8 protein-coding genes are annotated in these 12,113 nt (G+C 59.5%); 1 reads left to right on the top strand and 7 read right to left on the bottom strand.

Annotation, left to right across the window (positions count from 1 at the left end; translation table 11 throughout):
* Nucleotides 1–9: 9 nt before the first annotated feature.
* From fabF to fdhA, 4 genes are all read right to left on the bottom strand, one after another.
* On the bottom strand, nucleotides 10–1,275 hold the full coding sequence (fabF, locus tag PMI11_RS00215; RefSeq protein ID WP_007812003.1) for a beta-ketoacyl-ACP synthase II: 1,266 nt from the start codon (nucleotides 1,273–1,275) through the stop codon (nucleotides 10–12).
* A 115-nt stretch (nucleotides 1,276–1,390) separates the two neighbouring features.
* A complete protein-coding gene (locus PMI11_RS00220; protein ID WP_007812005.1) occupies nucleotides 1,391–1,897 on the bottom strand; it encodes a winged helix-turn-helix transcriptional regulator in 507 nt (168 codons plus the stop codon).
* A 319-nt stretch (nucleotides 1,898–2,216) separates the two neighbouring features.
* A complete protein-coding gene (locus PMI11_RS00225; protein WP_007812007.1) occupies nucleotides 2,217–4,565 on the bottom strand; it encodes a calcium-binding protein in 2,349 nt (782 codons plus the stop codon).
* Nucleotides 4,566–5,225: 660 nt separating this feature from the next.
* Entirely contained in the window at nucleotides 5,226–6,416 is a 1,191-nt protein-coding gene (gene fdhA / locus PMI11_RS00230; protein WP_007812009.1) for a formaldehyde dehydrogenase, glutathione-independent, read from the bottom strand.
* A 336-nt stretch (nucleotides 6,417–6,752) separates the two neighbouring features.
* On the opposite strand from fdhA, the gene PMI11_RS00235 reads away from it, so the two are divergent.
* Complete coding sequence (locus tag PMI11_RS00235) at nucleotides 6,753–7,235, top strand: phage regulatory CII family protein (RefSeq protein WP_007812013.1); 483 nt, start codon at nucleotides 6,753–6,755, stop codon at nucleotides 7,233–7,235.
* On the opposite strand, the gene PMI11_RS00240 is transcribed toward PMI11_RS00235, so the two are convergent.
* The 3 genes from PMI11_RS00240 to PMI11_RS37160 all read right to left on the bottom strand — a co-directional run bounded on the left by PMI11_RS00240 (nucleotide 7,199) and on the right by PMI11_RS37160 (nucleotide 11,844).
* The gene (locus PMI11_RS00240; protein ID WP_007812015.1) at nucleotides 7,199–7,426 is read right to left on the bottom strand and encodes a hypothetical protein; all 228 of its coding nucleotides are present in this window, start codon (nucleotides 7,424–7,426) and stop codon (nucleotides 7,199–7,201) included. The two genes, PMI11_RS00235 and PMI11_RS00240, sit on opposite strands and share 37 nt — an antisense overlap.
* A 193-nt stretch (nucleotides 7,427–7,619) precedes the next feature.
* The gene (locus PMI11_RS00245; RefSeq protein ID WP_085990517.1) at nucleotides 7,620–10,457 is read right to left on the bottom strand and encodes a M16 family metallopeptidase; all 2,838 of its coding nucleotides are present in this window, start codon (nucleotides 10,455–10,457) and stop codon (nucleotides 7,620–7,622) included.
* Nucleotides 10,458–11,256: 799 nt separating this feature from the next.
* Nucleotides 11,257–11,844 carry a hypothetical protein gene (locus PMI11_RS37160; protein ID WP_007812019.1) on the bottom strand — a complete coding sequence of 196 codons (588 nt, stop codon included), beginning with the start codon at nucleotides 11,842–11,844 and terminating at the stop codon, nucleotides 11,257–11,259.
* Nucleotides 11,845–12,113: the final 269 nt, after the last annotated feature.

Consider the following 12,113-nt stretch of genomic DNA (forward strand, 5'->3'; position numbering starts at 1 on the left):
ACCAGGACCTCAGGACCAGCGGCGAAAGAGGGCGCTGGCATTCACGCCGCCGAAGCCGAAGCCGTTGGTGATCGCATATTCCATCGCTACCGTGCGGGCCACCTTTCCCACGAGATCGATGCCTTCGGCTGCCGGATCGGCCGTTTCCAGATTGCGCGTCGGCGGGGCGATCTGATCGCGCAGCGCAAGGATCGTGAAGATGGCTTCAAGCCCGCCTGCAGCACCCAGAAGATGGCCAGTCGCCGATTTGGTGGCGCTGACGGCAATGCCGCCGTCACGGCCGAAGACCGTACCAATTGCAGCGATCTCGCCCTTGTCGCCGACCGGTGTCGAGGTCGCATGGGCGTTGAGATGCCTGACCTCGGAAGTCGGGATCCTGGCCTGCCGTAAGGCTGCCTCCATCGCCCGGCGGGCGCCATCGCCATCTTCCGGCCCTGCCGTCATGTGATAGGCGTCGGCGGCCGTGCCGTAGCCGACGAGTTCGGCAAGCGGCGTCGCGCCGCGCGCCAGCGCATGCTCAAGCGTTTCGATGACGAGAATGCCAGCCCCTTCGCCCATCACGAAGCCGTCGCGCGCGGTATCGAAGGGACGCGAGGCAAGTTCAGGCCTGTCGTTGAAACCGCTCGAGAGTGCACGGGCTGCGGCAAAGCCGCCAAGGCTTACCTTGTCGATGCAGGCTTCCGAGCCGCCGCAGATAGCGACATCCGCCTCGCCGGACCGGATCAGCCGCGCTGCATCGCCGATTGCCTGAACGCTTGCCGCGCAGGCCGTTACCGGCGCCCCGAGCGGCCCCTTGAAGCCGTAGCGGATGCTGACCTGACCGGCCGCCAGATTGACGAGGAAGGAAGGCACGGTGAAGGGCGAGAGCCGCCGCACTCCGCGCGTCTCAGCCGTGCGTACCGCATCCGCAATCGCCGGAAAGCCGCCGACGCCGGAGGCGATGATCGTCGCCGTTCGCTCGCGCGCATCGACGCCCTCAGGCATCCAGCCGGCCTGGCGCACAGCTTCGTCTGTTGCCGCCATGGCGAACTGAATGAAGCGGTCCATCTTCTTCTGGTCCTTGGGCGGAACGGCGCGATCGGGATCGAAACCCGCTTCGGCATCCTCCTCGATGGAGGGAACGACCCCGCCGACCTTGGCGGCGAGATCGCCGACCACAGTCTCTGGCAGCACGCGCAGGCCGGAGCCGCCTGCGACGAGCCGATTCCATGCGGGTTCGACGCCAACGCCGAGCGGCGAAACAAGTCCCATGCCGGTGACAACAATGCGTTCCATGGATTTGTCCTTTCTAAAGCAATTCCGGCAAAAGTGCGCAGCGGTTTTGCGTTCCGAATTGCGTAAAAACAAAGAGATAGAGCATTCCCGTGCCTCGCAGAAAAGTGGAAATGCTCTAGGCGTCGATGCCGAGGTAATAAGCGCGCATGCGGGCGATCCGTTCGAGATCGCTTTCATCAGCGGCCGGTCCTGGCAGCAGGCAGGTGTTTTCGGGTTTCAATTCTTCGCCGCTGGCTGCATCCACCAGCACGGGCTGGCGTTCCTCGCCGGAAACGGCATTGCCGAGCAGGAAGGCAAGATCCTCTTGCGGAGCGTGCCGACGTCCCCAGGAAAACAAGGTCATCAGAACGGGGAAGAAATCACGTCCCTTGTCGGTCAGTACATATTCATAGCGGGTAGGGCGCTCGTTGTAGAGGCGCTTCTCGAATAGTCCTTCATCGATCAGATGCGCGAGACGCCGCGTCAGGATATTCGGCGCGACGCCGAGGCTCTTCTGGAATTCGTCGAAGCGCGTCAGCCCCTGAAAGGCGTCGCGGAGGATCATCATGCTCCACCAGTCGCCGACGCTGTCGAGCGCGCGGGCCGCCGGGCATTTGAAATTGGCGAAGCTTGTTCGTTGCATGATGCAAGTCTCTACAGAAGTGACTTGCATAATGCAAGTAACTTGCTATGCGCAAGTAACTTGTCAGGCGTTGTCTCGCCCGAAGGTCCGCGCCAGAGGAATACCGGTTACAAGAACGCCCGCTGCAACAAAAAACGTATCGCCCGGCGTGCCGATATAAAGCGGCCGAGATTGCTAAAGAGCAGGAAGGCGACGAGGAAATGAACCAGCTGATGGGGCTCTGCTGACAATGTTGTGCGGGGCCGGCGCAGAATAAGAAAAGGGGCTCCGGAAAGGAGCCCCATATGGGACCGCCGCTTGAAGACGTCACGTTCGGATGTCAGATGAACAGGAAATCGTCGTGATGAAGCGCCGCCAGATTGGAGAGGGTCGCGATCTGTACGGCCGCGCCACCCCCGCTTCCGTCTGCATCGTAAAAAAGCTTTCCCGTTGTCTGGTCGTAGATCAGGCGGTCGTTCGAATCCAAAGCCTTGGTGCCGAGTACGAAGTTCCCAGCGGAAAAATTCGCTGGATCGATGGCGGTGAAAATCTCGTGATCGAGCACGATCTTGTCACCGGCACTTTCCGAGAAATCCTCGATTTTGTCGATGTTGTTGTAAGCGCTGGGTTTGAAGTCGAAGACGAAATGGTCGGCTCCAGCTCCGCCGTTCAGGATATCGTTGCCGTTGCCGCCGATGAGCTGGTCGTTTCCTGCGCCGCCCGACAGCATGTTGCCTGCGATGTTTCCGGTCAGCACGTTGTTTTCGCCGTTACCCGTGGCATTGATCGCTGACGAGCCTGTGAGCGTCAGATTTTCGACTGTCCCGAGAACATTCTCCAGAGAGAAGGATACGGAGGCATTGACGGTGTCGTTGCCAGCACCGCCTGTTTCGTCGACGATGTCGCCCGCCGAATCCACTTTGTACGTGTCGTTGCCAAGACCGCCGATCATTCGGTCTTCGCCTCTGCCGCCATCGAAATAGTTGTCGCCGGAATTGCCGGTGAGAACGTTGTTCATGACGTTGCCGGTCGCATTGATGTTGTCGGTACCCAACAGGGTCAGGTTCTCGACAGTTCCCGTCACGTGATCCTTGTCCATCAGGCTGAGGGAGACATAGGACTTGATGGTGTCCTTTCCGGAGCCGCCAGCTTCGATCACCACATCATTGATGTTGTCGACAATATAGGTGTCGTCGCCGCCACCGCCCTTCATGCTGTCTGCGCCCGCGCCGCCATCCAGCACATTGGCTCCGTAATTGCCGACGAGAATGTTGGCGAGTTGATTGCCAGTGGCGTTGATGTTGGCGTTGCCGGTCAGTGTCAGGTTCTCGATGGCGCCGATCGCATGCGCGGTATCGGCCAGACTGAAGCTGATCGACGACATGACGGTATCGGTTCCACCGCCGCGGCTTTCGTCAACGATGTCGGTCGGGGAGGTGACCGTGAAAGTATCGTCTCCGGTGCCGCCATAGATGTGGCCGGGTTCCAGCGCCGCGCCGCCACCTGCCGCTATGTTGATAATGATGGGATGGTCGACGACGTCCACATTGAGGGAGGATATGTTGCTGAAGCTTTTGACCGGCGTATCGCCCGCCAGCGGATCGTAGACCTGCACCGTCCCGAAAGCTCCGCCCAGATTGACGTTGACGCTGGTCGTCGACGCCTGGATCGCCTTGTCGGTCGTCTGGTTCCAGATATCGGGCTCGTTCCAGATGATGATCTGGTAGCTTCCGTCGGATTTCTCCGTCAGGTAGCTGCGCGCTGTGGAGGGTAGTCCGTTGATGGAATAATTGAGCGCACCCGGATTGAAACTCGCCTGCGTCGCGCCGTCATCTGCGAGAATTTCGGTCAGGTTGTGGATCGCCGTTGCTGCCGGCTTCGGGGTGTAATCCAGGCGAAAGAGCCCGAAATGCTTTTCCTGGTCGGAACCCTGCGGATCCGAATAGGCATCGAGAAGCTGGTAGATGAAGGTTCCCTCCGATCCGAGAAAGGCGCCGTCCATCAGCGTGTTGAGAAGCAGTTTTGCCTGCGTCGTCTCGTCGACGCCTTCCCATCCACCGTTGGTGTCGGCGGTCAGCGATGTGTGGTAACCGATCTCGGTGATGGCAAGCGGCTTGCCGGGATCGGCCTGCATCTGGTCGCCGGATTCACGTGAGAGCCAGGAGAAGGGCTGGTCGCCCTCTTTCGCATAGGTGTGGATCGTCGTGTAATCGTTGGCAGAGGCAACCGTGTAACCGGTAAAGCCGAGAACCGGAATGTCCTTCAACAGCGGATCGGCATTTACCGCATTGAACAGATCCTTTTGGTAGGCAAGTGCCGCAGCCTCTCCTGACAGCCCTTTGTAGGCGACAGGCCAATTGTTGACCTCGTTCGGGCCTTCGATGCCGACGATCGAACCCGGATGCGCTTCCACGAAGGCATGCAGTCGCTGGACCACGGTGGCGGGAGTGTCATCTCGCCCGGAGACGAAAACGAATTTGACACCCGCATCTGCCGCATCCCCAAGATGGCCTTGACCATAAGGGTCGGAGGCGGGGGTGGGGGCATGATCTCGAACTGTGTCGAGGCCGAGATAGCCCAATGCTTTAACAACTTCCGCGATATTGGAATATTTCCCATCGGTATAGTCGATATGTGTATCAATTCCGAATGAATCGATAACATCTGTAATTCTAATAGCTTGGGCCATTTCATCCTCCTCGCCTGGAAGTAGAAAACATTACTTCGATGGTATAGTGATTCTCTTCAAAAGTAGGGCCTGCTTCACAGTAGAATCCGCCAAAGTTATGATCACGTTAACTATATTGTATTGTTCGCAATATGATTGCTAAGCACTGCTTTGGAGGCGATCCGATATTATGCGGACCTTGCATCTCGCCCGTCAGGGCGGCAGGAAGGGCCTCGTTGCCCAAAGCGATAAGGTTTAGTCGCCGAGCGGAAGATCGCCACACGTGATATCGATCATCTCGTGCTCGGCCTTAAGGCCGGTATCCGCTTCAGTGCTTTCGATCAGGGGACGACGCCGGAATTGAGGGCGAGGTCGTGCCGGTTCCACCTGATGTGGTGGCCAAACAGCGCAGCGGCGTCGATTGTTGGCCGGTGCCCATCAAGACGGAACCGACAAGCTCGTAAAAGCTCACCCACATAGCGCTCTATTCAAGTGCCGGCGGAGGTCTTCATTAAGGTCGCGGATCGTTCCGTTACCTCATACATGACGAAGCCGCTGATGCGTCAGATCAGCCACACTTTCTGTGAACATTAGTTGGCTGGCGAATGTGTAGAGGAGGCGCGTCGATCGCGTTGCCAGTCGGGAATGCCGGGGCGTTTCTGCCCCGGCACATCATATCGATCACGCTGCTTTGGCAATTGCACCATGCGGGTCGAGAACGAATTTCGTCGCGGCACCCTGGTCAAAGCTTTCATAGCCCTGGGCGGCATCTTCAAGCGAAATCACCTTCGCATTGACGATGTCGGCAATCGGCAGGCGGTCATGCAGGATCGCCTGCATCAGCTGTCGGTTATATTTGAGCACCGGCGTCTGGCCGGTATGGAACGACTGCGCCTTCGCCCAGCCGAGACCGAAGCGTAGAGAGAGGCTTCCCTGCTTGGCCGCATTGTCCACTGCGCCCGGATCTTCCGTGACATAGAGGCCGGGAATGCCGATGGAGCCGGCGGCGCGGGTGATCTCCATCATCTGGTTCAGCACGATCGCCGGCTGTTCGCCGCCGGAATGTCCACGCGCTTCAAAGCCGACGGCATCGATGGCGCTGTCCACTTCATTGGTGCCGACCACCTGGGCAATCATGTCTCCCAGCCGGTCGCTCTTCGAGAGATCGATCGCCTCGAAGCCGACGCGGCTGGCATGGGCGAGGCGGTCTTTGTTAAAGTCACCGATCATGACGACGGCCGCACCGAGGATACGGGCGGATGCCGCCGCTGCAAGGCCGACCGGGCCGGCACCTGCGACATAGACAGTAGAACCGACGCCGACGCCGGCTTTGACGGCGCCGTGGAAGCCGGTTGGCAGGATATCGGACAGCATGGTGAGATCACGGATCTTGGCCATCGCCTTGTCGCGGTCGGGGAATTTCAAGAGGTTGAAATCCGCATAGGGGACAGTGACGTAACGAGCCTGGCCGCCGATCCAGCCGCCCATGTCGACATAGCCATAAGCGCCGCCCGCCCGTGACGGATTAACCGTCAAGCAGACGCCAGTATCCTGTGATTTGCAGCAGCGGCAGCGCCCGCAGGCCACGTTGAAAGGTACGGAGACGATGTCCCCGACATCGAGCATTTCCACATCGATGCCTTTTTCGATGATCTCGCCGGTGATCTCATGTCCCAGCACGAGGCCCGGCATCGCTGTGGTGCGGCCGCGGACCATGTGCTGGTCCGAACCGCAGATATTGGTGGAGATGACTTTCAGGATGACGCCATGTTCGATACGGCGGCCATCCGGCGCCTCGAGTTTCGGATCGTCGATGTCGCGGACTTCCACTTTTCCGGGCCGCAAATAGACGACGCCACGGTTCTTGCTCATTTCCGTCTCCTCCGTTTGAAATCAAGGCAACGCGCTAGCAGCTCCTCCCGCAGCGGTTGCCTGCTACAGAGTAGACCAGAAAGATCCCAGTGCCGTCCCGAAAGCGACGCCTTGCAGGCGGAAACCAGCAAAACCGGACCAAAGCGCCGCTCGCGCCGGTACGGTCCGGCCACCCGCCTTGGCGGACTCGGAGGCAGGTGGCCTTTCCCAGGCAGGTGGGGTGTCTCCTGCCGAGGCGCCGCGTTAGCATCACCCCGACAGATGCAATATCAAAACAGCCGCTCCCTTTTGACGCGACTTCCGCTATAGTTGCAGAAACAGAGCCTGGGGGCGATCATGACGCAACGCGGCCGTGCTTTCGCAGACATCGTCTACACTATTCTCGTTGTAGAGAAAGCCTATCCGGTGGATGTCGTCGCCGCCGCCCTAGGGATGAATTACGCGGCCTTCCACTCGCGCCTGATCAGCAGAACCTGTTTTTCCGCTGACGAAATCCAGAATCTGCTGGAGGTCGTGCCCGATCCACGCCTCGCATCCTATCTCCTCGAGGGAAGTATCTTTGTTGCAGCGGAGCGCTCTTCCGGTGTGGAACAGGCAGAGCCTGTCGCATCTCTGCAGAGAGGTGCTACGCGAGTGGTCGTCGAGGCAACGGATGTGCTCGAACTGGTGGATGCCGCGCTTGCCGGGGGCGGAATGGATCATCGCAAGCAGCGCCTGGTGCTCAAGGAGATCGAGGAGGCGGAGAGGGCGCTCGCATCCCTTCGCCTCGGCCTGAAGGGAGCTTACGTCGGGCAGTCCTTGCGTATCAGCAAGAGATAGCCTTCGCCCTCCTCCTCAAGCGCAAGCATCGCTTCGATGACCGAGAGGCGCGTCTCCTCCAGATAGGATTTCCAGGCGCCGCTGGCCGTGGCAAGCTGCCGGTCAATCGAAAGAAGACGAAGCTTCAAGAGGTTCTTCTCGCGCACAACGCGCGCATATTCCTGGAGGGGATGAGAATGATCGGATGCCATGCGAAGACCGGTGAAATTCGTTTGGGCATCTAGCCAGCTGAGTGCAGCTTCGCCATCAAAACGATCTCGATGTTTTTACGCAGGCAATCCAGCCCGGCATTGTCAGGCATTAACGGTGTAGACGAGATAAAATCGGAAGCGGATCCCAAAGCACGCGGCCGCGTTCGGGATCCGGCTTTGAAGCACCTTGTGCCTATCGTACCGCTGCCGGCAGCACCTCGAATTTCCAGAATTTATCCGGCCGGAAATAGGTCGTGGCAAATTGACGAATATCCTCGGCGGTGACTTTGTCGTAGCCGCTGAGATTGTCGCGTATCCGCTTCAGACGGCGAGGGTCGGTTTGAGCGCCATTCAGATACTGCACCCAATATTCGTTACTCTGCTGCTGGTGCTTCAATGTTTCGATGATCGGAGCCCGGGCCCTGACTAGCTCGTCTGGCGAGACATCGTTTGACCTGAGATCATCAGCGATCTTGTCCACGAGCGCATAGAAATTCTCGACTTTGTCCGGCGTCGTCTCGACATAGAGATAGGCGTAGCCATAGCCAGGAATGTCCCACGACAGGTCCATGGCGCCCTGTGGACTGTAGGTCGCGCCTTCGGCAATTCGGAACTGGTCGATCAGCCTGTTTTCGAAGATTTGGCCGGCAACGTTGGCGACAAAGCCCCGCTGTATATCCGAGAGCATGTCGCCAACGGGGGCAGCGACGATCGCCGCGGCATTATCGCCCCGGCCGTTATGGGTCCGCATGACGGGTTTTTCAGTGGGGGCGGGGAAATGCACATCGTTTGCAACATTGTCCGTTGTCGCGTCCGGGCGAGCCGGCAAAGCCCCGAAGGTTTCAGCCGTCAGGCGGATTGCTTCGTCCGCCGTTATGTCGCCGACAATGGTGATATCGATCGGGCCTGCGGAAATTTGCGGCCGGAACAGCGCTTCGAAATCTTCCAGTTTCGTGGCGGACAATTGCGCCCTGTCCGGGAAGGTCCAGCGCGGGTCGCCGGAATGCACGAGGCCTGCAAAATCGCGGCCGATGACGGCTCCCGGCGTCGCCTCATACTGATCGAGGTTGTTCAAATAGGCTTGCCGGACGCGCTTGAAAACTTCCGGCCGGTACATGGGATCGGAAGTGTAGGCGGCCATGATCTGCAATTGCGTCGCAAGGTCCCCTGTCTGCGTCTGGCCGGTGAACTGGAAGGAGCTGTCATCCACCGAGAAATCGATGCCGGCGATTTTGGCGGCCAGCGCTTTCTGTAAATCCGGATAGTCCATGGCCTTGGTGCCCGACAAGACGACGGCCGGCGATGTCCAGATCGCCAGGGGATGGTCGTTCGGCAGTCCCAGCCGGCCGCGACCGATATCCTCGCGTACCAGCACTTCGTTGGCGCGCAGCTTGCTCGGCTTGATTGTCAGCCGCACGCCGTTGGCAAAGCGCACCATGGTCAGGCCGAGATCCTCGACGACGCGACGTTCGACGACAGCGCCAGGTTCACCGAAATGGGTATAGGGCCAGACGACGGCTGCCGCGGTGGACGGCGCGGTGACCGGAACGGCAAGGGAGGTGTCATATGCCTGCTTGATGTCGCTGGCGCCGCCCTGTGGCGCTTGCGCAGTCTGCAGGACGAGCTGCGGACCATTGCCGGAGAAGACATGCGCGACAACCTCGTTGACCTCGGCCGCTGTCAGGCCCTCGGTGATTATCTCGAACATCGAAAGATCTTCCGCAGGTGAGGTGAAGACCTCATTGTCGTCCACGCTGCTCGCCAGCATGGAAGCGATGTCGGTGCTCGTGCGCGTCGCAGCACCGGCGGCGGCCGCTTCAAGGAGAGAGCGATATTCGACGATTTCCCGATCGAGCTCGGCCTGCTCGGCGCCGAATTGTTGGAAACGGCGCTGCTCCTGATCGATGGCCGCGAGTGCCTGCTGCCATTTATCCGTCTCGGAATTTGCCGTGACGACAACGATATGGGCCGAGTCGAAAAGATCCTGAGAGCCGACGGCGGCGCTGATGAAGGGTGCATTGGCCCTGTTGGCCATGGCGCCCAGCCGACGTTTGAGTACCAGGAGACCGAGATCTTCGACCAGGTGCTGGCGACGCTTGGCGAAAGTGTCAGGCGAAGCATCATAGGGTCGCGTCCAGGCGACCTGGACATTCGTTGTGCCGCCCGGAACCGTGATGACCTCGGCGCTTTCGCCTTTCGGCCTCAGCGTGCCGAGATCGGGCTTTTGCGGGGCAGGGGTGGCGCCCTTCCAGTCGCTGAAGCGCTGCCGGATTTCCAGTTCCATGGCTGTTGGATCGACATCGCCCACCACGATAAGCGTGGCGCGATCGGGCCGATAGTTCGCATGGTAGAAATCACGCAGCAGATCGACAGGGGCACTGCTGATGATGTCGACCTTGCCGATCGGCGCGCGCATCGTCACGCGCTGGCCAGCGAGCATGGAATTCGTGACGCCGATTGCGGCGCGATATTGCGGCGTGTCGCGCAGCCGCTCTTCCGACAGGATGACGCCGCGCTCGCGGCCGAAGGCGCCGGCATCCAGCGTCAGCTCGCTCGCCGTCTCGCGCATCAGCATAAGGCCGGTCGAAAGCGTATCCGCATCGACCTCGGGCAGATCGAGCGAATAGACGGTCTCGTCATAGGAGGTGTTGGCGTTGGTATCGGGCCCGAAGGCCAGGCCCTTGCGCTGCAGGATACGGATCATCTCGTCCTGTCCGACATGCGTCGAGCCCTTGAAAGCCATATGCTCGAGGAAATGCGCAAGCCCCTGCTGGTCATCCCTCTCGTCCAGCGAGCCGGCGCCAATCCGGAAACGGATAGCCGCTTGTCCCGTTGGCGTGGCATTGCGCATAATCGCAAACCGCATACCATTTTCGAGCGTGCCGAAGCGTATGCCGGGTTCGGCCGGCAGGTCGCTGATCGTCTGCGGCCAGGGAGCGGACGGATTTTCTGCATGGGCTGCCGACCCCAAGGCGACGGCTGCAGCAAGCGCGGCTGCAGCCAGGAGCTGAGAAAAGATATGGATTTTCATATGTGTAAAGGGCATTTCGTCCAGGTGGTGGGCAGGAAGAGGGCGTAACGTCAGCACGGACTATCGAACAGGCTTTGCTTCGCATCAATGTCTATTTTGAGACAGGCTCGTGCCAACGACCGCTCTCCCTCCAAATGGCCGGCTCCCAGCCGCAGCGGGGGCGAAGAAAATTGGCGCGGCACCGGAGCCGTGGTTTCTTCCACAAGGTCGGATGCGCGCCAATTGCATCAACAAACGGGGAGCTTTTCAGGATGATGACTTCAGAGCGGAATTCCGCCGGTGCCCGTGCTCGGTGGGCCACTCGGAGAGGCAGGCGGGCCGCTCGGAGCCGGCGAGCCACCTGTACTCGGCCGGGATGTCGTACCTGAGTTGCCATTTGATTCACTTGGTGCAAATGCCGATTGCTGGGGTCCCTTCGCATCGTCTTTCTTCTTCTGCTGCTGCGAGATGATCAGAGCCCACTCGCTGAGCACGCAACCCTGCAAGAGGCTCGCTGCGCTTGCGAGCACCATTAAGACCACGACAACGTGTCTGATACGCCTGACTGGAATTGGCATGTGAGTATCGTCCCTCAATAAAATGAGTGCGCAGGCGGCGTTTAGCGCGTCGCACTCATGATAATTTCAACCAGTTGTTGCTCCATACACTCTCTGAATGTGTTATCCTGGGAGCGACAACAGCGGTCGTGGCTATCAGGCAATTGTTTGCCCAATATTTGAGGCTCGAAAAAACGGCATTGTGGTCGGTACGCACGATCGACCGGCGCCGGTGGAGCTCGCGACGTTTTAGATCAGTCTGCTCAGGCGGAGGCGAGGGAGCCGATGCTGCGAAGCACGAAATCAGGAACGACCTGTTTGCCGTAAAGCCGTGACAGATGCGCTATCATGTTGCGCATGATGTTCGCGCGTCCATGTTCGAACGTGACGTGGCGCGTCGACGTGAAATAGAGATATTCGATTGCTCTTGTGGCACGATGGAAACCAAGCGCGGCAAGGGCCTGGCGCGACGCGTCGGGCAATGTCTGATCCGGAGCAACAGCCGTCCAGCCGATCATCAAGGCGATCTCGGGCGGGCAATCCGAACCAAGGTGGGCCATGTCGGTCGTCCGGGCTGCCGACGAAGCGCTGTTGCCTGCAGCCAGCAATGCGAGATACTTCAGCACCCTCATATGCCGATGAAATTCCGCTCCTGGTTCGGCTGCACGTATGCCCTGATCAAAGATGGTGACAGCCTCGTTGAAACGCCCGCGCGCAAACCGTAACTGTCCAAGGAGGGGTAGGGCGGCCGTGGAATCCTGGGTGCGGGTGAGGGCACGCTCGGCTATTTCCTCGGCGAGTTCGAGATGGCCCCGGTCTATGAAATAGAGAAGCTTAGCGGCCCCCAGCATCAGCAGGGGCTAGCATTCGCAAAACAATATACGTCGTTTGACAGAAGTGACTGGCGCTTGCACCGCCATCAGGAGGCGGAGCTGACGCATCGTCTCATGGAACTCTCAGTTGCGCTCAACGCGATGGGAAGTGGAACGGCGAGGGATAGTGATTAACGTTACAGGACGGGCTAAAGCATCCGCAGGGAAAATACTGAAATCATTGGAATATCGTGCATCGAAACAGAGTGCGCCGATGGTCACATGGTGTCAAAGCTGAATAGGGCTGC

Source organism: Rhizobium sp. CF142, from assembly GCF_000281145.1.
Lineage (GTDB): Bacteria > Pseudomonadota > Alphaproteobacteria > Rhizobiales > Rhizobiaceae > Rhizobium.

What these genes read in the sequence shown, in the direction of transcription:
- fabF (WP_007812003.1), bottom strand. Translation starts at nt 1,275, where the DNA reads ATGGAACGCATTGTTGTCACCGGCATGGGACTTGTTTCGCCGCTCGGC.
- PMI11_RS00220 (WP_007812005.1), bottom strand. Translation starts at nt 1,897, where the DNA reads ATGCAACGAACAAGCTTCGCCAATTTCAAATGCCCGGCGGCCCGCGCG.
- PMI11_RS00225 (WP_007812007.1), bottom strand. Translation starts at nt 4,565, where the DNA reads ATGGCCCAAGCTATTAGAATTACAGATGTTATCGATTCATTCGGAATT.
- fdhA (WP_007812009.1), bottom strand. Translation starts at nt 6,416, where the DNA reads ATGAGCAAGAACCGTGGCGTCGTCTATTTGCGGCCCGGAAAAGTGGAA.
- PMI11_RS00235 (WP_007812013.1), top strand. Translation starts at nt 6,753, where the DNA reads ATGACGCAACGCGGCCGTGCTTTCGCAGACATCGTCTACACTATTCTC.
- PMI11_RS00240 (WP_007812015.1), bottom strand. Translation starts at nt 7,426, where the DNA reads ATGGCATCCGATCATTCTCATCCCCTCCAGGAATATGCGCGCGTTGTG.
- PMI11_RS00245 (WP_085990517.1), bottom strand. Translation starts at nt 10,457, where the DNA reads ATGAAAATCCATATCTTTTCTCAGCTCCTGGCTGCAGCCGCGCTTGCT.
- PMI11_RS37160 (WP_007812019.1), bottom strand. Translation starts at nt 11,844, where the DNA reads ATGCTGGGGGCCGCTAAGCTTCTCTATTTCATAGACCGGGGCCATCTC.